Origin of the sequence: Photorhabdus sp. P32 (assembly GCF_038085095.1) — a bacterium.
GTDB classification, from domain to species: Bacteria; Pseudomonadota; Gammaproteobacteria; order Enterobacterales; family Enterobacteriaceae; genus Photorhabdus; species Photorhabdus luminescens.
Map to the genome: position 1 here is coordinate 70,719 of NZ_JAZGJN010000290.1, position 19,738 is coordinate 90,456.

General features: G+C 44.1%; 19 protein-coding genes and 1 pseudogene. 11 read left to right on the top strand and 9 right to left on the bottom strand.

The genetic code is table 11. The features are described from left to right. Positions 1-15: 15 nt before the first annotated feature. From V2H77_RS20340 to hrpB, 5 genes and pseudogenes are all read right to left on the bottom strand, one after another. Complete coding sequence (locus V2H77_RS20340; protein ID WP_341500267.1) at positions 16-486, bottom strand: DUF6392 family protein; 471 nt, start codon at positions 484-486, stop codon at positions 16-18. 118 nt (positions 487-604) lie between these two features. After that, positions 605-862 (bottom strand): bacteriocin immunity protein, encoded by a 258-nt coding sequence (locus tag V2H77_RS20345; RefSeq protein ID WP_341500268.1) that lies wholly within the window; start codon positions 860-862, stop codon positions 605-607. Next, positions 859-2,546, bottom strand: a pseudogene (locus tag V2H77_RS20350) (S-type pyocin domain-containing protein). The gene V2H77_RS20345 and the pseudogene V2H77_RS20350 overlap by 4 nt, the downstream one beginning before the upstream one ends. A gap of 404 nt (positions 2,547-2,950) precedes the next feature. Continuing rightward, a complete protein-coding gene (gene mrcB, locus V2H77_RS20355; RefSeq protein WP_341500269.1) occupies positions 2,951-5,407 on the bottom strand; it encodes a bifunctional glycosyl transferase/transpeptidase in 2,457 nt (818 codons plus the stop codon). Positions 5,408-5,487: 80 nt separating this feature from the next. Beyond that, the gene (hrpB, locus tag V2H77_RS20360; protein ID WP_341500270.1) at positions 5,488-7,929 is read right to left on the bottom strand and encodes an ATP-dependent helicase HrpB; all 2,442 of its coding nucleotides are present in this window, start codon (positions 7,927-7,929) and stop codon (positions 5,488-5,490) included. 92 nt (positions 7,930-8,021) lie between these two features. Here hrpB and sfsA point away from each other — a divergent pair, with 92 nt between their 5' ends. From sfsA to panD, 8 genes are all read left to right on the top strand, one after another. Then, positions 8,022-8,729, top strand: coding sequence for a DNA/RNA nuclease SfsA (gene sfsA / locus V2H77_RS20365; protein ID WP_036808210.1), 708 nt, complete (start codon positions 8,022-8,024; stop codon positions 8,727-8,729). Between the two features lie 195 nt (positions 8,730-8,924). After that, entirely contained in the window at positions 8,925-9,380 is a 456-nt protein-coding gene (gene dksA, locus V2H77_RS20370) for an RNA polymerase-binding protein DksA (protein WP_011145244.1), read from the top strand. A gap of 188 nt (positions 9,381-9,568) precedes the next feature. Then, positions 9,569-10,456 carry a tRNA glutamyl-Q(34) synthetase GluQRS gene (gene gluQRS / locus V2H77_RS20375; protein WP_341500271.1) on the top strand — a complete coding sequence of 296 codons (888 nt, stop codon included), beginning with the start codon at positions 9,569-9,571 and terminating at the stop codon, positions 10,454-10,456. Between the two features lie 151 nt (positions 10,457-10,607). Then, positions 10,608-12,110: a polynucleotide adenylyltransferase PcnB gene (gene pcnB / locus V2H77_RS20380; protein ID WP_341500272.1), complete on the top strand. Its 1,503-nt coding sequence runs from the start codon at positions 10,608-10,610 to the stop codon at positions 12,108-12,110. Positions 12,111-12,115: 5 nt separating this feature from the next. Continuing rightward, the gene (folK, locus tag V2H77_RS20385) at positions 12,116-12,631 is read left to right on the top strand and encodes a 2-amino-4-hydroxy-6-hydroxymethyldihydropteridine diphosphokinase (protein ID WP_341500273.1); all 516 of its coding nucleotides are present in this window, start codon (positions 12,116-12,118) and stop codon (positions 12,629-12,631) included. Positions 12,632-12,702: 71 nt separating this feature from the next. Continuing rightward, positions 12,703-13,494: a 3-methyl-2-oxobutanoate hydroxymethyltransferase gene (panB, locus tag V2H77_RS20390; protein ID WP_265377873.1), complete on the top strand. Its 792-nt coding sequence runs from the start codon at positions 12,703-12,705 to the stop codon at positions 13,492-13,494. A 53-nt stretch (positions 13,495-13,547) separates the two neighbouring features. Next, a complete protein-coding gene (gene panC / locus V2H77_RS20395) occupies positions 13,548-14,402 on the top strand; it encodes a pantoate--beta-alanine ligase (protein WP_341500274.1) in 855 nt (284 codons plus the stop codon). Positions 14,403-14,473: 71 nt separating this feature from the next. Then, positions 14,474-14,854 carry an aspartate 1-decarboxylase gene (panD, locus tag V2H77_RS20400; protein WP_341500275.1) on the top strand — a complete coding sequence of 127 codons (381 nt, stop codon included), beginning with the start codon at positions 14,474-14,476 and terminating at the stop codon, positions 14,852-14,854. A 78-nt stretch (positions 14,855-14,932) separates the two neighbouring features. Here panD and V2H77_RS20405 read toward each other — a convergent pair whose 3' ends face one another. Continuing rightward, entirely contained in the window at positions 14,933-15,703 is a 771-nt protein-coding gene (locus tag V2H77_RS20405; protein WP_341500276.1) for an ABC transporter permease, read from the bottom strand. Next, positions 15,700-16,626: an ABC transporter ATP-binding protein gene (locus tag V2H77_RS20410; protein WP_341500277.1), complete on the bottom strand. Its 927-nt coding sequence runs from the start codon at positions 16,624-16,626 to the stop codon at positions 15,700-15,702. The genes V2H77_RS20405 and V2H77_RS20410 overlap by 4 nt, the downstream gene beginning before the upstream one ends. A 187-nt stretch (positions 16,627-16,813) precedes the next feature. Here V2H77_RS20410 and can point away from each other — a divergent pair, with 187 nt between their 5' ends. Further along, positions 16,814-17,467, top strand: coding sequence for a carbonate dehydratase (can, locus tag V2H77_RS20415; RefSeq protein WP_341500278.1), 654 nt, complete (start codon positions 16,814-16,816; stop codon positions 17,465-17,467). 229 nt (positions 17,468-17,696) lie between these two features. Here the strand turns inward: can and V2H77_RS20420 are convergent, their stop codons facing one another. Further along, positions 17,697-17,975: a type II toxin-antitoxin system TacA family antitoxin gene (locus tag V2H77_RS20420; protein WP_341500279.1), complete on the bottom strand. Its 279-nt coding sequence runs from the start codon at positions 17,973-17,975 to the stop codon at positions 17,697-17,699. 503 nt (positions 17,976-18,478) lie between these two features. On the opposite strand from V2H77_RS20420, the gene V2H77_RS20425 reads away from it, so the two are divergent. Beyond that, the gene (locus tag V2H77_RS20425; protein ID WP_118986488.1) at positions 18,479-18,760 is read left to right on the top strand and encodes a type II toxin-antitoxin system RelE/ParE family toxin; all 282 of its coding nucleotides are present in this window, start codon (positions 18,479-18,481) and stop codon (positions 18,758-18,760) included. Between the two features lie 10 nt (positions 18,761-18,770). Continuing rightward, positions 18,771-19,049, top strand: coding sequence for a HigA family addiction module antitoxin (locus tag V2H77_RS20430; protein WP_341500280.1), 279 nt, complete (start codon positions 18,771-18,773; stop codon positions 19,047-19,049). A 110-nt stretch (positions 19,050-19,159) separates the two neighbouring features. On the opposite strand, the gene hpt is transcribed toward V2H77_RS20430, so the two are convergent. Next, positions 19,160-19,696 (bottom strand): hypoxanthine phosphoribosyltransferase, encoded by a 537-nt coding sequence (gene hpt, locus V2H77_RS20435; RefSeq protein ID WP_112877030.1) that lies wholly within the window; start codon positions 19,694-19,696, stop codon positions 19,160-19,162. Positions 19,697-19,738: the final 42 nt, after the last annotated feature.

The window sequence follows — 19,738 nt, forward strand, 5'->3', positions numbered from 1 at the left end:
TTGATTAAACTAAGGTTATATTCTCCGCTCAAAAACCAATCCTCTAACATGCAAATCAGCTAAATATAGGACACGAATATTTGTATCAGGATACATAGAGTGAAGTTTCTGGATATAGCAATCATGTCCGCCTACAACACCAATAACGGGAATTTTTGTTTCCCCTGAAGTAACATCGGGTTCCCCCATCAATGTTCTAACAGCAACTTTATCCATTGATAACGTAAATGGAGGCGGCATTTCTCCACGATATATTTCACTACTTCCTGAACTTCTAGAAGTACTAACCAATGTGAATTCAACAGACCTCAATTTTCTCGATTTATCATCGAATACCAAGATAAGGCCAGTTTCAGGTTCATAATTAAATGTTTCAACTCCTTCAAAAAGGTATTCAAACTTTCCAGCCGAAATAAGTTGATTTTCAACTAACGTATCGGCTGTTTTCCCCAGACAATTAATTAACGAATTAATATTAATCGCCATTATTTATATACCCCTGTTCTCGACTAAGCTAAGGTAATATTCTCCGCTTACCTCTCTAACATGCAAATCAGCTAAATATAATCGCGGAAATCCTTTTCCTCTTTTTACCAAATCCCTATTACTTTTTGAAGCCAGGTCTGCCGTTTTTAGCTCTCCATTCTTTTATCGCTTTAAGCACACCTTCAGGACTATCTTCAACTCCATTTTCTGGGTAGAAAATTAGTCCATTTCGTCTGGGATGCTCGGTAATCATCTCAATATGTTTTACTAAACTGTGATATTCGTACTCAGTTTTACATTCACCATCAAAAATTTTGTTCAGCAGAACTAAAAATTCAGCTTCTGTATAATCTTCCAATTTATTTTTCAAATTCACCCCACTTTACCCCCTCTATTAGCATGTATTTTTATATGCCGCTTCGGTGTCAATATGCGCAGATTATCCATGTTATAAACCTCACCACCTTCATTAATTGGTTTAACATGATGAATCTCAAATACTTCCCTACCTCCAACCTGCTCTTCGGGAATTGTATATGGAGAATAACCTTTAGGTACGTTTATCGCATTTGCTCTTGTGAATTGCTTAGACAATTCCGGATCATTACCAACCTCTTTCCAAAACGCCTTTCTGAAATCATCAAAGCTATTAAATGTCCTTCCACGCAATTTATCCGCTATCTGACTGGGGATCGGTGCACCCATATCTTGTCCTGCGCGACTTAGCCAGTTGCCTTCGATTTTTTGCCCCCGACCAGTTACCACTCCCGGTTGATTCCGAGGGGTATTAAACATCACATAGATCGGTTCCATACCTGAATCGGCTGGAAATACCAAAATATAATCTCGGAAATCCTTCTCTTCCGGCATAGGTAACGATTCAATATCGCTGCCCACTTTATCCGGGATCGGCAACACGGTTATTTGCGACGGAATAAATGGTCGTTCCTCATTCCCGGTATGGGCTGGAACCTTAAACTCCTGTTCATTCGGCGTCCATAAAATCGTCGGTCGGTTCTCTCCCGGTTCCCAGAACTCGTAATTACCGGTGGTCCGATTCAGCGTCATCATGCGAACCGGCACTTTATCCAGACCGCCTTCCGGGCTGACATGATATCCCTGAACCGTTATCCTGCCGCTTTTTTCATCTCTGATCCAGCGAAAACGCACTCGAGTAGAAGCTTTACCATACTGTTCCGCTATCTGTCTCAGGCGATAGGGGGTTAGGTAATCTTCCTCACCGTCATTCAACTTAGGTGAATAAAACAGCCCCATTAACCCAATTGTTACCGGATTCGGGGCCGCCAACCAACGCCCTGCACTGATGGCGCTACCACCAATGTAACGCATCACCAGCCCTTCCCCTTCCGCTACCGCGCTACGGGCAGTTGCGGCCACAGCGGTAGCGGCTGCTTCGGCTTTATCTTCACCATCACGGAACCACCGTTTATACCACGGTAATTTTTTATCCTGCGGTTTATCCGGTTCAGGTGGGTGTTGCTTGCCCTGTGGAGGCGGTTCTGGTTTTTGCGGCGTTACAGGAGCAGAAGATGACGGAACCTGATATATCGCCATTCTGCCAAAGTTATCTGCGGGTTCAGCTTCGGTTCCCGCATCAGTACAACCTTTACCCCGCAGGCAGGATTTCGTAAATACCGGTATCGGCGGCGGAGGCGTCGGCGTTACAGACGGCTTTGGCTGAATACTACCCGCTTCCTTTGTCGGCGAGGAGAAACTCTGCATCACTATATTCGCAGGAGCGACAACTCGGTCAGCAGCCTTATCCTGTTTCTCATAGCTGTCCATCTCCGAATTAATGAATCGGGCCCGGCAGGGGAAGTACTCACACTGTCCAATGTGCCAGCCAACTTGCGTCCCATATCAAACACATCGGATACGCCACCAACAATCGTGTAAGTACCGGGATGTTTGCCACAGGTAACCTTATCCCCTTCACGAGCGGTTGCCCGTCCATTGAATGTCATGGTGTGGTCACCAGTAATAATCTGTCCACCACAGGTTGTTTTGTCACCAACGAGCAGAAAATATCCTATTGCCATTTATTCACTTCTCCATTGACTAACCACATGAAGAGTGGATCTGACTGGAATTATCATGTTCTTACCACCTGTTACTTAATATTCATGATTAATAATTCATCAGATTTCAATTTAGAAAGATATAGGAATATTCCGAAAGTTGCCGATTTTTTCGTCTCAGATGGGGCCAAAAGTCCATATTTTGCAACATTTTTTATACAAATACGAAACATTTATGAGCATTACTACTGCGATAATGGTGTAAAGCCGAAAAGGTAATGACGCGGTATGTTTGGGAAACTGGTGAAAAAAACGGTGAAAGGTGGCTTTGCAGATGAAAAACAATATTCAGGAAAACGATATTCAGAAAGTCAAAACGCTGACCAGAAGATCAGCGTTTTGTCATTTATCTCATCAAATATTTATTATTGTCCAAACATCTCTCGTAACCAGCCCGGCGCTTCTTCTTGCTGTTGAACAGGCGCTGATACCGCAGTTTGCTGGCACAAACTCTGTGGATCATAAGTCCAAACCGGTAATGTTCGCCAACCACTGCCGCTACAGCTAAAGCTGCCATCTTGATTAACCGCCATATCGACAATGCCTTCCGGTGGAATGTTATTCAATATCAAAGGCGTCTGATTTTCCAGATAACGGCGATACACATTCAACGCCCCTGTAGCACCGGTCAGATTGGTCGGTTCGTTGTTATCGCGGCCAACCCATGCAATCACCACTTCTTTACCATCGATTCCCGCAAACCAGCTATCTCGTAGATCATTGGTAGTGCCCGTTTTACCCGCCAGATTATAGCGACCAAACTTGGCCGCCAGAGAACGAGAAGTCCCGCTCGCTACCACCTGCTGCATACCGTACAGCGTCAGATAAGCCGCCTGAGCCGGTACCGCCCGTTCAGCCTGTGGGTAACTCTGATATATCACGGTACCATCTTCCGTGATAACAGAACGTAATGCGGAAAGCGTCGCACGGTTGCCGCCGCTCGCCATCGTCTGGTATTCTTGCGCTGCTTCTAAAGGCGTCAAGCTGAGAGAACCCAGTAACATGGCCGGAACCTGATGAATCACTTCCTCCGGTACGCCAAGCCGGATCAAGGTGTTGCTGACATGATCAAGACCAACAGCCAATCCAAGATTCACTGTAGGAATATTCAGAGAATTCGCCAGCGCATCTATTAACATGACACGCCCACGGAAACGACGGTCATAATTTCTCGGTTCCCAAGCTTTACTGTTCGGCAGTTTTACTACCAGAGGTTCATCTGCCAGCCAGTTATTCAACCGATATTGATCAGGTTCACTTAATGCCGCCAAATAGGTAGAAGGTTTCGCCAGTGAGCCAATTGAGCGACGCGCCATCATTGCTCGGTTAAATCCCGCATATTGAGGTTGAGAACCGCCAACCATCGCCCTGATTTCACCACTGATGCGATCGACAATGACCATTGCCCCTTCAAGATCAGCAATTTTGCGGGTTTTTCTCAGGCTGGCAATCCCCTCCTCTACTGCGTTTTCAGCCGCATCCTGAGATACCGGGTCCAATGTAGTGAAGATTTTCACGCCGGACAGATCATTCACTCTATCCCCCAGTCTGTCCTGCAACTCCTTACGAACGAGCTGCATAAACGCCGGTTGTGGGGTAATAACACCACTTTTCGGTTTTACCCCCAGTGGACGAGCGCTCAGTAATTTATACAGGTCTTCATCAATAATTTGCTGGTTTTGTAACAGCTTGAGCACCACATTGCGACGCTGGAGAGCGAGTTTAGGATTACGCCACGGATTATAGAGTGAAGCGCCTTTCACCATACCGACCAGCAACGCCTGTTGATCTAAACTCAATTCATCCACTGGCCGACCAAAATAGTAGAGGCTCGCCAGCGGGAATCCTCGGATCTGCTCATCACCACTTTGGCCTAAATAAACTTCGTTCAAATACAGTTCGAGAATCCGATCTTTGCTGTAACGATAATCCATCAGCACAGCCATATAGGCTTCATTGGCTTTACGTATCAAAGTGCGTTCATTGGTCAGGAACAGGTTTTTAACCAATTGTTGAGTCAGGGTACTTCCCCCCTGAACCGTGCGCCCGGCAGTCAAGTTAGCCAATACGGCACGCCCAATGGAAAGAATACGGATGCCATCATGTTGATAGAAATGGCGATCTTCCGTCGCCAGCAAGGTGTTAACCAGTAACTCTGGGAAACCCGAACGTGGCACAAATAACCGCTGCTCCCCATTGGGAGACTGCAACATAGTAATCAGCTTCGGATCAAGACGGAAAAATCCAAACTGACGCTGATTTTCCAGATTTTCGATCCCTGTCAAACGATTATCGCTGAAAGTCAGCAAAGCGTGGATCTGTCCCTCTTTGCTGTCAGGGAAATCAAACGGACGGCGCAACATTTCAATGGTTTCACCTCTGACAGAAAACTCGCCTGGACGGGTAATTTTCGTCACCTGACGATACTGCATTCCTTCCAGCAGGCGCACCATCTCTTTCTTGCTGTAGTTCATGCCCGGTTCAAGATTAACCATGCGGCCATAAACTGCCGCAGGCAACTCCCAAACTTTTCCGTCAATGCGATCGCGGATTTTGGCATCCAGATAGACACCATAAGCCGCCAGCAATACGGCAAAAATAATAAATATCTTGAATAACAACCAGAACCAACGCCACTTTTTCTTCGGTGGACGGGAATACATTCCTTTCGTTGTCATGGGTTGATCCTCTTCATCATCGTAATCATCATCTTCATAGCCATTATCATCATCCAACAGATACCGTCTTTTTGACGGCCGCTTACGGCGGGATACCCATTTTTTGCCTTTACGTCCGATTGGTTGACGATCTTCACCAGACATTCCAAAATTCTCCAAAGCCGTTTAGATGCTAATTAATATCTTTTAATGAATCTATTCGCCGGCAAAAAAGTTGTTAAATTCTACTGCGAATATTTTTTTACCCGCCGAGTGGGTAACGTATTTGCCGGATCATCCGGCCATAGATGTTTTGGGTAACGCCCTTTCATCTCTTTTTGCACTTCTCGATACGAGCCTCGCCAAAAAGCGGCCAAGTCTTGCGTAATCTGCAATGGCCTTTGGGCTGGCGATAATAATTCAAGCACCACGGTTACCCGCCCTTTCGCCAGAGATGGGCTCTGCTGCTCTCCATACATTTCCTGCATCCGAACAGATAATACAGGTGGTTTATCACTGAAATAACAGATTGCTATCCGACTGCCAGTTGGGACAGTGTAATAAATAGGCAGTTCATTATCCAGACACTGTTGTTGTCGCCAATCCAGTAAACTTTCCAGTGCCGGCAACAAATCAATCTGTTTCAACCCTTTCAAATCACGCACACCAGTAAGAAACGGCATCAACCAATCATCAAGAGAAGCCATTAATGCATCATTATCTACTGCCGGCCACTCCAGTTCAGGCAACCATTTGGCCGCACATTGGATACGAATGCACAATTGAGCAGCCGCAGGTGACCAGTTCAACTCATGTAATCCCTCACTGCGTAACCAGTTTAGCAGGGCCTGTTGTAATTGCTCATTTGAAGGTTTTGCCAATCGTTGGGCTTTCACTATCAGATTGCCGCATTGCAGCCGATTCCAAGCCTGTAACGTCCCTTTATTATCATCCCATTCAACGGCACTCTGTTCGCTAAATAAATTCGGTTGTTGCTGTATCAGTCGTTCAATATCCAGAGGACAAGCCAGCAAAATACGCGCATCAGGATTTCTGCTGTTTTGTAATAATGAAGGAGCCACCAGCCACGATTCGCCGGATAACTTTTCTTCATCATCGATTATCGCGCCCAGACCATTCGCCAGTTGAAAACGCCCGCCCTTATCCCGATTTTTGGCGATTCGATCAGGGAAACCTTGGGCTAATAGCATTGCAGCAAGTCCACCGTCTGGCTCCCCAAAATGATCGCCCATATTCCTAGCTAACTGCTTTGCCCGCCGTAACCAATGAGCCTGTCGCTGCTCAACCCAATAAGTAATATCCGGCTGACCATCACGGGGCGGTTCCTCCAGAATCGCAGTCAGCATAGCGGCAGTCGCCAGCATATCAGCCCCTTGTTCTAAACCTGCACATAACATCGCCGCCAGGCGCGGATCACTGCCGGATTCCGCCATTTTTCTGCCTCTGGACGTTAACTGACCATTGTTATTGATTGCACCTAACTGCAATAACAGCGATTTGGCTACCGCCAAAGCTGCCGCAGGCGGCATATCTAGCCAATGAAGCTGAGAAGTATCACAGCATCCCCATAGCAATAAGGAGAGCCATAAGCTACTGAGATCAGCATTCAGAATTTCTGGCTCACTATGTTCTGACGCTCTTTCTGCCTGTTCCTGGCTGAATAGATGCCAACAAACGCCGGCTTCCAGTCGGCCTGCTCGACCCGCTCGTTGTGTCATAGACGCCTGACTGATGCGTTGAGTGATCAGACGAGTCAACCCATTTTTGGGTTCAAAATGCGTCGTGCGCTCAAGGCCGCTATCAACCACCAACCGGATACCTTCAATCGTTAAGCTGGTTTCTGCAATGTTAGTCGCCAAAACAACTTTACGGCGTCCACGTGGTGAAGGTTCGATAGCTTTTTGTTGCTCAGCCAATGACAACGCACCGTATAACGGGCAGAGATCGGTATCCTCGGCAACTATCTCTTTAAGCCGTCCACATACCCGTTGAATTTCCCCACTGCCCGGCAAAAACAACAGCACAGAACCTTGCTCCTGTTGGAGTAACCGCAATACAACTGAGGCTACACATTGTTCAAAAGGTTGGTGAGCAGGCAAAGGACAATAATGTCTGGTCACCGGAAAACTTCGCCCTTCTGAAATAATCACTGGCGCATTAGGTAATAAGGAAGAGAGCCGCTGATTATCCAGTGTCGCCGACATGATCAAAATTCGTAGATCATCCCGCAGCCCTGCCTGTACATCCAGCAACAATGCCAGCGCCAAATCAGCCTGCAAGCTGCGCTCATGGAATTCATCCAGAATCACCAGAGAAACCCCTGTCAACATGGGGTCCTGCTGTAACATTCGGGCCAAAATACCTTCTGTTACCACTTCAAGACGAGTAGTCGCACTCACTTTCGTTTCTGAACGCATCCGATAACCCACCGTCTGCCCGGTATTTTCATTCAATTGAGCAGCAAGGCGATTAGCAACACTGCGAGCAGCAATCCGCCGGGGTTCTAACATTATGATGCGCCCAGAAAAATCGGCTCTCTTCAGAATTTCCAATGGCAAGACTGTCGATTTCCCGGCGCCGGCCGGAGCATGAAGCAGGACCTGTTGTGAACTTTTCAACGCACTCAAAACAGGTTCGACGACCTCATATACAGGCAATAAAGACACAAACACTCCATACAAAGAAAGTTAACTTTCAACCGCCGGCATTGTAGCATTACCCGCTTCAATCTTATGCCATCAGTCATCAAGGAGTTTTTATGGAATTCCATCCACCCTTACAATCCGCCACGCTAATTCGTCGTTATAAACGCTTCCTGGCTGATGTCATTACACCGGAAGGTGAAACACTGACCATCCATTGTGCCAATACAGGCGCCATGACCGGCTGTGCGACACCGGGAGATACAGTTTGGTACTCCACATCTGATAATCCCAAGCGTAAATACCCCAACAGTTGGGAATTGACAGAAACACAGGATGGTCACTGGATTTGCGTTAATACGCTCAGAGCAAATGATTTAGTCGCTGAGGCCATTGCCAAAAATGCCATTCCAGAATTTTCTGAATATAAAAAAATCAGTCGGGAAGTAAAATATGGCGAAGAGAACAGCCGGATAGATCTATTGTTACAAGCAGAACAACAGGTTAATTGCTATATTGAAGTGAAATCAGTGACACTACTCCAAGAAAATTGCGGCTATTTCCCTGATGCTGTCACGACCCGTGGGCAGAAACACTTGCGGGAATTGCAGCACATAGCAGAACAAGGACAAAGAGCGGTGTTATTTTTTGCGGTCTTGCATTCTGGCATCAGACAGGTCGCTGCGGCCGCACATATTGATCATAATTATTCATCTCTTTTGGAACAAGCGCAAAATTCTGGGGTCGAAGTTATCTGTTACCAGGCCAACATGACAGGAAAAGGGATGATTTTAGGCGATAAGTTAACTTTTGTACTAAAATAATTAATTTATCGATTTACCTAATTATTTGCAGCCAGGTTGTACAAGGTGTAAAGGCATGCAATACATTTGCTTCCACACCATTGTGAAACTAATGGCAGGAACAATTGCCAACCCATGCTCCATCTGCTATTTATAGCGGCCTGTTTTTTTCCCCGCTAGGGGTTTGTTTGATAGTGCGTGTGTAGGAGAAGTATTATGCAAGAAGGGCAAAAACGTAAAACCTCGTCCTTAAGCATTCTCGCCATCGCTGGGGTAGAACCTTACCAAGAAAAGCCAGGTGAAGAATACATGAACGATGCCCAGTTGGCGCATTTCAAGCTAATTCTTGAAGCATGGCGCAATCAACTCAGGGATGAAGTAGATCGTACTGTATCTCATATGCAAGATGAGGCAGCGAACTTCCCTGATCCAGTTGACCGTGCGGCGCAGGAAGAAGAATTCAGTCTTGAATTACGTAACCGCGATCGTGAGCGTAAATTGATTAAGAAGATCGAGAAAACCCTGAAAAAAGTCGAAGATGACGATTTCGGTTTTTGTGAATCCTGTGGCATTGAGATCGGCATCCGTCGTTTGGAAGCCCGTCCAACCGCAGATTTGTGTATTGATTGTAAAACTCTGGCCGAAATCCGTGAAAAACAGATGGCTGGCTAATTAATGGTGTTCCGAATACGGCGTCTTCATGGCGCCGTATATACCCTATGGATTTCAAGATGCATCGCGACGGCAAGGGAGCGAATCCCCGGGAGCATAGATAGCTATGTGACCGGGGTGAGTGAGTGCGGCCAACAAAGAGGCAACTTGAAAGATGACGGGTATAAACAATCGCCGCTGATCCCCATATGATAAAATCTGAACGTCCCCGCGCTTATATTGGGCGTTTCGCCCCGTCACCTTCTGGCGACCTGCATTTTGGTTCATTAATCACTGCTATTGGCAGCTATTTGCAAGCCCGCGCTTGTCAGGGAAAATGGCTGATACGTATTGATGATATTGATCCGCCTAGAGAAGTTCCCGGTGCTGCCGACCGTATTCTTCATGCGCTTGAGCATTACGGTTTACATTGGGATGGTGAAATTCTCCATCAATCTCAGCGCCATGAGGCTTACCGCCATATCCTTAATCAATTGCAACAACAAAGCTTAAGCTATTACTGCACCTGTACCCGTCAACGCATTCACCAGACTAATGGTTTTTATGATAGAAATTGTCGTGAATTAAATTTGCCCGTTGATCATGCAGCAATTCGATTCAAACAACGTCATCCGGTTTACGGTTTTGAAGATAAACTGCAAGGATATCTGAACGCCGATCCGGTCATGGCTGAGGAAGATTTTATTATTCACCGTCGTGACGGCTTATTTGCCTATAATTTGGTAGTTGTTATTGATGATGATTACCAAGGGGTGACCGAGGTAGTAAGAGGGGCTGATTTGATCGAACCAACTGTCCGTCAGATTGCGCTTTATCAGCAGTTAAATCTGAAAATACCTGACTATATTCATTTACCACTCGCTCTGAATAAGGATGGCAACAAACTTTCCAAACAGAATCATGCTCTGCCGATCCCATTGGATGATCCCCGGCCATTACTGATTAAGGCATTATCTTTCCTTAATCAACCTGTCATAGAAAACTGGCAAGACCTTTCCCGTGATCAATTGTTGAAAAAAGCAACAGAACGTTGGGAGCTGGACCGAATTCCACGACAAGGTAAAATACATAGGTAACGTGAATAAAGTTACGGTTAGTCATAACAACCATTCTCAAAAAATACACAGTAGGCTATGATTAGCCGCTGTTTTTTATTTGTTTTATATGATTAGTTACTTATCGAGGTGTACCATTTTTAACCGAGTAGCAAATTTCTGCCGTAACTTATTGATCCGCGAAGGGAAAACTAACCGCGAACCACAGGCAGCCAGTGAAGGATCAATCACCGGATCTAATCGTTCTACTCAGGAAGAGTACGTAACTCTTCACTCTAATCGCCAAAACTACCATCAATCTTCATCCAATGTGAAAAGACAAAGGAAGATTGAACAGGAGAATCCTCATTCGGATTCATTGATAACGATAATTCCACGGGAACAACATCGTATTTCCCGCAGAGATATCAGTGAAAATGCGCTGAAAGTTCTTTACCGTCTGAATAAATCCGGCTTTGAAGCCTATCTGGTCGGCGGCGGCGTCCGTGATTTATTACTCGGTACGAAACCGAAAGATTTTGATATTGCCACCAATGCCACGCCAGAACAGGTACGTAAACTATTTCGCAACTGCCGTTTAGTTGGACGCCGCTTTCGTTTAGCTCATATTATGTTTGGTCAGGAAGTGATTGAAGTCGCAACATTCCGTGGTCCACATGAACAAACGGGTTCTGATGATAAAAATCAGTCACAACAAGCACAAAGCGGTATGTTACTACGGGATAACATCTTCGGATCAATTGAAGAAGATGCTATGCGCCGCGATTTCACCATAAATAGCCTCTATTACGGCATCAATGATTTCTCTCTGCGTGATTATGCTGGCGGCCTTCATGATCTGGAAACCGGTGTTATCCGTTTGATTGGCGATCCTGAAACTCGCTATCGAGAAGATCCAGTAAGAATGCTGCGTGCGATCCGGTTCGCCTGCAAACTCAATATGACCATCAGCGAAGATACCGCCGAACCGATTTCTCGTTTGGCTTTTCTGCTGAGTAATATTCCACCAGCCCGTCTGTTTGAAGAATCTCTAAAACTTTTACAAACCGGTCAAGGCTACAGCACTTATCAACTTCTGCGCGAATACCACCTATTTCAACCACTTTTCCCATTGGTTCAACGCTATTTCACCGAAAATAACGACTCGCCAATGGAATGTATGGTCAATCAGGTTTTAAAGAATACCGACTACCGGTTACAGAACGATAAACGAGTTAATCCAGCGTTTTTGTTCGCCGCGATGCTCTGGTATCCACTGGTTGAACATGCAGAAAAGCTGTCCCAAGAAGGCGGCCTGGCTTACTACGACGCTTTTGCATTGGCTATGAATGATATTCTGGATGAGCAATGCCACTCCATTGCTATTCCTAAGCGTCTGACAACCGTCATGCGTGATATCTGGCAATTACAGTTACGTCTGCCACGCCGTCACGGTAAGCGAGCAAACAAGCTGATGGAACATCCTAAATTCCGTGCTGCCTATGATTTGCTGGAACTGCGAGCCAATGTCGAAAACCGCAATGAACTAAAAGAGCTTGCCCATTGGTGGGGAGAGTTTCAGCAAGTCAATGCATCACAGCAGCGGAGTATGATTTCCGACTTGGGCAGTGAGATCGTCCGTCGTCGTACACGGCCGCGCCGTCACCATAAACCAAGACTAAGCAGGAACGGCTGATAATCATGGCTCGTGTTTATATCGCTATTGGCAGCAATCTGGCGGAACCTATGCAGCAAGTAAAAAATGCGCTTGCTGCATTAAAAGATCTACCGGAAACAGAATTTATTACCAGCTCCTCACTGTATCGTACTAAACCGATGGGGCCGCAGAATCAACCTGATTTTCTGAATGCGGTAGTCGCGCTGGAGACCATGCTAACACCGGAAGAGTTACTCAATCACACTCAAGCGATCGAACTGGCTCAAGGGCGGGTAAGAAAAGATGAGCGCTGGGGGCCAAGAACACTGGATCTGGATATCATGCTATTTGGCGATCGGGTGATTAATACCGAACGCTTGACCGTGCCTCACTACGGACTAAAACAACGCGAATTTATGCTCTACCCGTTAGCTGAAATTGCCCCTGACCTCATATTTCCTGATGGGGAAGCTTTATCTGAAAGACTAAAACATATCCCAGAAAACGGCCTGGCACTTTGGCTGCAACAGCAGTCCTCTGATTCTAATCATTACATATAAGGAATCTCAGTTCAGTCCGTGGCCGATTTCTGTACATAACAAGAAAAATTGCAGGAGAAGGAAAATAGATAATGAAACCAATAACCATGACTGATCTGAATCAGCTCAAGAAAGAAAAACGTAAGTTCGCGACTATTACCGCTTATGACGCCAGCTTTGCCCACCTGTTCGCTGAACAAGGCATCGATGTCATGCTGGTTGGCGACTCACTGGGCATGACAGTGCAAGGGGCTGATACCACTATTCCAGTGACAGTTGAAGATACTGTCTATCACACTCGTTGCGTCCGTACCGGAGCACCTTATACTTTTATTATTGCCGATATGCCCTTCATGAGTTACGCCACACCAGAGCAGAGTTGTGAAAACGCAGCTAAGCTTATGCGGGCTGGCGCTAACATGGTGAAACTTGAAGGCGGTAGTTGGTTATACGATACCATTAGTATGCTTACCGAGCGTTCTGTACCCGTTTGCGCTCATTTAGGGCTCACTCCCCAGTCAGTTCATATTCTGGGCGGTTATAGAGTTCAGGGACGTGATGAAGAATCAGCGAATCAATTGATAAAAGATGCAATTACCTTAGAAAAGGCGGGTATACAACTGCTGGTACTAGAATGCGTCCCTGTTGATTTGGCTAAACGTATCACCGATGAATTACAGATCCCGGTAATTGGTATTGGCGCCGGTAATGTGACTGATGGGCAAGTTTTAGTGATGCATGACGTACTAGGCATTACAGTCAGCCCGCCTAAATTTGTGAAAAACTTCCTTGAAGAAGCAGGAAATATACGTGATGCCATCCGCTTATATAAAGAACAGGTGGAAAGCGGCGTCTACCCAGGTAAAGAACACTCATTTTATTAATAAATTACCCTTATTAGCCCGAAGGCTGCAAACAGACTAAGGAGTATTAAGCAATGCTGATTGTCGAAACTGTACCGATTCTACGCCGTGAAATCCGCCGTTGGCGTCAGGAAGGAAAACGCATTGCACTGGTGCCGACAATGGGTAACTTGCACAACGGCCATATGACGTTAGTCGATACAGCCAAAGGGCAAGCAGATATTGTAATCGTCTCTATTTTCGTCAACCCGATGCAGTTTAATCGCCAAGATGATCTGGCAAGATATCCCCGCACTTTACAGGAAGATTGCGAAAAACTTCATCAACGCGGCGTCGATCTGGTATTTGCTCCCGCCGATAAGGAAATATACCCTGATGGTATGGAATATCAGACCTATGTTGACGTTCCTGGGCTTTCTACTATGTTGGAAGGGGCCAGTCGTCCCGGTCATTTCCGGGGTGTTTCAACCGTGGTGAGCAAACTATTCAATCTAGTACAACCAGATTTAACCTATTTTGGCGAAAAAGATTTTCAACAATTACAACTTATTCGCAAAATGATTGCCGACTTGGCTTATGATATTACGCTGGTTTCAGTACCCACGGTGCGCGATAAAAATGGTCTGGCTCTTAGTTCACGTAATAACAATTTAACAGCCGATGAACATCTAATCGCTCCAGAACTCAGCAAGATTATGCGATCTATCGCTGAAAAAATGGCGCAAGGCGAACGCTACACAGAACAATTGCTCACTCAAGCTTCCGCGCAGCTACACGAAGCGGGCTTTGTACCTGATGAGTTGTTTATCTGTGACGCCGAAACATTGGCGCCGTTAAATACCGAAAGCAAAAAAGCCGTTATTCTAATGGCTGCTTGGTTAGGGCAGACCCGTTTGATCGATAATCAGCAAGTAGATTTAACGCAATAATCGCCGTTGTTGTATCAGACGTTATTGATACAAAAAAGGTTCTAAGTTGTCATCGAATCAGGAGAAAAACCATGTTGCGCACGATGCTACAAGGGAAATTGCACCGGGTGAAAGTCACTCAGGCAGATCTGCATTACGAAGGTTCCTGTGCAATTGATCAGAATTTCATGGATGCAGCCGGTATTCTGGAATATGAAGCTATTGATATCTATAACGTGGATAACGGCGAACGTTTTTCCACTTATGCTATCGCCGCTGAACGGGGTTCTAGAATAATTTCAGTTAACGGAGCAGCAGCACGCCGTGCTGCGGTAGGTGATAAGCTAATTATTTGCTCATACGTACAAATCCCTGACGAAGATGCCCGTCACCATAAGCCTAATGTCGCTTATTTTGACGGTGATAATATAATGAGCCGTATAGCTAAAGCCGTGCCAGTTCAGGTAGCTTAAATTGAATTTAGTCCCCTAAAATTAGTAAGCAAAATTTAGGGGGCTTCAAAAATAGAAACTTTTAATAAATTACCGGATTTAGGTCCTCAACCCTCGCCCTGTTTCAATTAAATACCAGGCAACAAGATAAAAAACCACAATAAATGCGGTCAAAACACTTAATGTAATTATCAAAGAAACATCGGTAATACCCAGGAAACCATAACGAAAACCACTAATCATATAAACAATCGGGTTCAGCTTGGAAACCGCTTGCCAAAATGGGGGTAATAATGTCAATGAATAAAACACCCCGCCAAGATAGGTCAGTGGCGTTAATACGAAGGTTGGAATAATGCTGATATCATCAAACGTTTTAGCGAAAATCGAATTCAGCAAACCACCTAGTGAGAATAAAATGGAGGTCATCAACAACGTGACAACAATCATCCACCACGCATGAATATGAAGCGGAACAAAAAATAGAGAAACCAATGTCACCAGAATACCGACGCAAACACCACGGGCAACACCACCACCAACAAAACCCACAATAACTATGTGTGTCGGAACCGGCGCTACCAATAATTCCTCAATACTGCGCTGGAATTTCGCGCCAAAGAAAGAGGAAGAAACATTGGCATAAGAGTTAGTAATCACCGCCATCATAATCAGGCCAGGGACAATAAACTGCATATAATCGACACCGCCCATTTCTCCAATGCGCGAACCAATCAAGCTACCGAAGATAATAAAATAGAGCGACATGGTAATAACCGGCGGTAATAAAGTCTGTACCCAAATACGACCAAAACGGGTAATTTCTTTAATCCAGATAGTTTTTAGCGCCACCCAGTACAACTGAATCATTTACTCTCTCCTTGCTTGTTGTTCACTAAGCTGACAAATAACTCTTCCAGACGGTTCGCTTTATTGCGCATGCTCAGAATATGAATACCCTGAGCGCTTAATTGGGCAAATACGCTATTTATTCCCTGACCACGTTGAACATCCACTTCCAAAGTAGAGGCATCCAGCAGCCGATAATCATATCCTACCAGTTCAAGAGTTGGATTTTGCGTTGCCAGATCGAAGAAGAATGTTTCAGACTCCACCCGGCTGAGCAAATTTTTCATACTGGTGTTTTCCACCAATTCACCATGCTGAATAATACCAATATTACGGCACAGCATTTCTGCTTCTTCTAAATAGTGAGTCGTTAGAATAATTGTCGTTCCCTGTGCATTCAGTTGTTGCAAAAAACTCCACATAGAGCGACGAAGTTCAATATCAACACCGGCAGTCGGTTCATCAAGGATCAATAACTTAGGCTGATGCATCAAAGCACGTACAATCATCAAACGTCGTTTCATGCCACCAGACAGACGAATCGCCCGTTGGTTGCGTTTTTCCCACAGATCTAACTGCGACAGATAAGTTTTCGCTCTGGCTTGCGCCACTTTCCGCGGTACGCCATAGTAACCGGCCTGATTGAGAACAATCTGCAACACCGTCTCAAACGGATTAAAGTTAAACTCTTGCGGAACAAGACCTAACTGGCGTTTAGCATTCACAATATCGGTATCAATATCATAGCCAAACACTTTAACCTTACCGCTGCTTTTATTTACCAGAGAGCTAATAATGCCGATTGTGGTGGACTTCCCTGCACCATTCGGACCCAATAATGCGTAGAAGTCTCCAACTTCCACATTCAGGTCTATCCCACGCAGCGCCTTAACACCATCAGTGTAAGTCTTAGTAAGCTGCGTTAACTCCAATGCATAAGTCATAAATTACAAAACACCTTTATTATCTGGTCGCTTTTGCGTGCAATGTGGAAACATAATGCTCCTTTTCTGCCTGACTTTCTTTGCAAAAACAGCAGAAAGATTAAAAACAAACAGCAACAAAATATTAAAATTTTAATTGATGTTGTATATGATTCTATCTTAAAGAAACACTACCAGGCTATGAATCATGATGAAAAAAATAGAAGAGCTGCTTGCCAATAACAAGCAGTGGTCAGAATCGGTTAACGAAGAAAACCCAAGTTTTTTCAAAGAATTAGCAAAATCACAAAAACCTCGGTTCTTATGGATTGGCTGTTCAGACAGTCGGGTACCCGCAGAAAAACTAATTGATGCCGCCCCCGGTGACTTATTTGTTCACAGAAACGTTGCAAACCTGGTGATTCATACTGACTTAAATTGTCTTTCAGTTATTCAATATGCCGTAGACGTACTGGAAGTTGAACATATCATTATCTGCGGACACTACGGTTGTGGTGGTATCGAAGCCGCAATTGACGGCACCGAACTGGGATTGATTAACAACTGGCTGCTGCATATCCGTGATCTCTGGTATAAACACAGTTCTATGCTAGGTGAATTACCCCCGAATGAGCGTCTGAACCGTCTGTGCGAAATTAATGTTGTTGAACAGGTATATAACCTTGGCCACTCAACTATTATGCAAGCAGCATGGAAACGAGGCCAGAAAGTGATGATCCACGGTTGGGTTTACGGTATTCATAATGGTCAATTGCAGGATCTTGAAGTGACGGCTGATAGCCGTGAAAAACTGGAACTTGCCTATCGCCAGACCGTATCCAAATTGACGAATAAGAAGTAAGTTTTCAGATCACTAACAAAATACGCTGTAGAAAAGGTTATATTTAACCTCTTCTATAGTGTAATTAATAGCTATTTTTATTTTCCAAGTTTATATATATGGTAATAAAAAGAAAAAAATCCGAAAGATAAGCACAAATTTAGTTATATCCATCTGTAAATTAAGATCTACGAATAGATAAATCATCATCAATTAAAGGATTATTTAAGGTTGGTCATTAATCATTTTATCACCACGTTTTTTTCATATTCGCCGTTTTAATAAAAGGTTCATTTAAAACAGCCGGAGCATTAAGTTTAGCAATAAAAGCATTAAAAATTTCTGGCGATACAACCATAAAAGAATACCCCAATAAAGTATTTTCAGCATCACGCTTGATTGTATCAAGGATATATTCAGTAACGGTTTTCCCCTTCACTTTTGCTGCTCTATCTATTAAATCCCGATCCTCCTGCCTAATCCTCAAGTGGAGTGTCTTATTTTTACGACTCTCACTAATTACGATCATTTCAAGTCTCCTTATGCTATAAGTGATATAAATAATACACAAATATAACACTATTATCATCACACTTTTGGAGAGAGAAATTCACATTAGGCATTGGACAATGATGTTATTAACATTAAGATATAAGAGATTTTTAATTTATTTTCATAAGATTACACAATAGAATGCTCATTAGTGTAAAAATCAGTATTTTTTGATTGAATTAACACACTAAAGTATAATAGTAAAAACCTTGATTATGCAGAAATAAAACATCCAATAGTTAATTAACCCATTAAATGAATCAGGTAAATCAGGATATTATTATAATATTTTTTACAATTTCTGTAATTATTCCTAGAATCAAGAAATTACTTATCCTCAATAATGTAAAATGAGTAATTAACCTGAATATCCATTAATTACCATTCATTGAATAATTAAATATTACAGAAATTATATGTATTTATTGACATGCAATGACAACTTACGCATAGTGTGCATATACAGTATACGAGACTAGTATGATTAAAAGCTTCAAACACAAAGGATTGGAAAAATTTTTCAAAACTGGTTCTACCGCTGGCATTCAGCCTAAACATGCCCTAAAGCTGCAAATCCAGCTAACTGCATTGAATATGGCTAAAAAACCAGAAGATATGAATGCCCCTAGCTGGAAACTTCATCCACTAAAAGGCGCAAATCTTAACGGTCACTGGGCAATATCTGTTAACGGTAATTGGCGTTTAACATTTAGATTTGAGGGCGAAGATATAATTCTCGTTAATTATCAAGATTATCACTGAGGGCAATAAAATGAAAATGCATAAACCAGCACACCCAGGCATAGTTCTGCGTGAATATCTTGGTGACATATCTGTCACAGAGGCAGCAAAGGCTCTCGGTATAACCAGAGCTGCATTATCCCGCATATTAAACGGCAATGCAGGAATATCTGCTGATATGGCCCTGCGACTGGAAGCTGCATTAGGTACCAGTGCCGAAATGTGGACAGGAATGCAATCTCAGTATGAACTGTGGATTGCCTCACAACACAAAAGACCAGAAATAAAACCAATACTAGCCCACCTCTGATAGCGTAATAAGGAGGCTTTACTTAGCCAACCGCAACACTACACATCATGCCTGAATCACATAAGCCAAAAACGGCAACCCAAAAGTTGCCGCTTTCAAATGAGATAAAACTACTCTTCTAACAAAACCACATGGCCGATATAAGGCAAATGACGGTAAAGTTGCGCGTAATCGATACCATAACCCACCACAAATTTATCCTCAATTGAATAACCAATCCACTCAACCGGAACATCAACTTCACGGCGGGAAGGTTTATCCAGCAAGGTACAGATTGCCAGTGATTTTGGCTCACGCAGCGCCAAAATTTCACGCACTTTATTCAGGGTATTACCTGAATCAATAATATCTTCCACAATCAATACATGCTTACCGCGAATATCTTCGTCCAGATCTTTCAGGATTTTCACATCACGCGTGGAATTCATACCGCTACCGTAACTGGAAGCCGTCATAAAGTCGACTTGATGAGGGATCTGAATTTCACGGCATAAATCAGCCATAAAAATAAATGAACCTCTCAGCAATCCGACCAACACCAGCTCACTACCGCCGTCACGATAGTGTTCAGTAATCTGTTTTCCCAGTTCAGCAATACGTTGTTTAACCTCCTGTTCGGAGATCATAACTTCTACAGTGTGTTTCATTATAAAGTTAACCAATTGTTTTTAATGGTAATAATCAAGATA

Excerpts from the sequence above, each read along its gene's own strand:
- panD (WP_341500275.1), top strand. The coding sequence starts at position 14,474 with ATGTTGCGCACGATGCTACAAGGGAAATTGCACCGGGTGAAAGTCACT.
- hpt (WP_112877030.1), bottom strand. The coding sequence starts at position 19,696 with ATGAAACACACTGTAGAAGTTATGATCTCCGAACAGGAGGTTAAACAA.
- V2H77_RS20430 (WP_341500280.1), top strand. The coding sequence starts at position 18,771 with ATGAAAATGCATAAACCAGCACACCCAGGCATAGTTCTGCGTGAATAT.
- dksA (WP_011145244.1), top strand. The coding sequence starts at position 8,925 with ATGCAAGAAGGGCAAAAACGTAAAACCTCGTCCTTAAGCATTCTCGCC.
- V2H77_RS20410 (WP_341500277.1), bottom strand. The coding sequence starts at position 16,626 with ATGACTTATGCATTGGAGTTAACGCAGCTTACTAAGACTTACACTGAT.
- V2H77_RS20420 (WP_341500279.1), bottom strand. The coding sequence starts at position 17,975 with ATGATCGTAATTAGTGAGAGTCGTAAAAATAAGACACTCCACTTGAGG.
- V2H77_RS20405 (WP_341500276.1), bottom strand. The coding sequence starts at position 15,703 with ATGATTCAGTTGTACTGGGTGGCGCTAAAAACTATCTGGATTAAAGAA.
- panC (WP_341500274.1), top strand. The coding sequence starts at position 13,548 with ATGCTGATTGTCGAAACTGTACCGATTCTACGCCGTGAAATCCGCCGT.
- mrcB (WP_341500269.1), bottom strand. The coding sequence starts at position 5,407 with ATGTCTGGTGAAGATCGTCAACCAATCGGACGTAAAGGCAAAAAATGG.
- V2H77_RS20340 (WP_341500267.1), bottom strand. The coding sequence starts at position 486 with ATGGCGATTAATATTAATTCGTTAATTAATTGTCTGGGGAAAACAGCC.
- sfsA (WP_036808210.1), top strand. The coding sequence starts at position 8,022 with ATGGAATTCCATCCACCCTTACAATCCGCCACGCTAATTCGTCGTTAT.
- gluQRS (WP_341500271.1), top strand. The coding sequence starts at position 9,569 with ATGATAAAATCTGAACGTCCCCGCGCTTATATTGGGCGTTTCGCCCCG.
- V2H77_RS20425 (WP_118986488.1), top strand. The coding sequence starts at position 18,479 with ATGATTAAAAGCTTCAAACACAAAGGATTGGAAAAATTTTTCAAAACT.
- folK (WP_341500273.1), top strand. The coding sequence starts at position 12,116 with ATGGCTCGTGTTTATATCGCTATTGGCAGCAATCTGGCGGAACCTATG.
- can (WP_341500278.1), top strand. The coding sequence starts at position 16,814 with ATGATGAAAAAAATAGAAGAGCTGCTTGCCAATAACAAGCAGTGGTCA.
- panB (WP_265377873.1), top strand. The coding sequence starts at position 12,703 with ATGAAACCAATAACCATGACTGATCTGAATCAGCTCAAGAAAGAAAAA.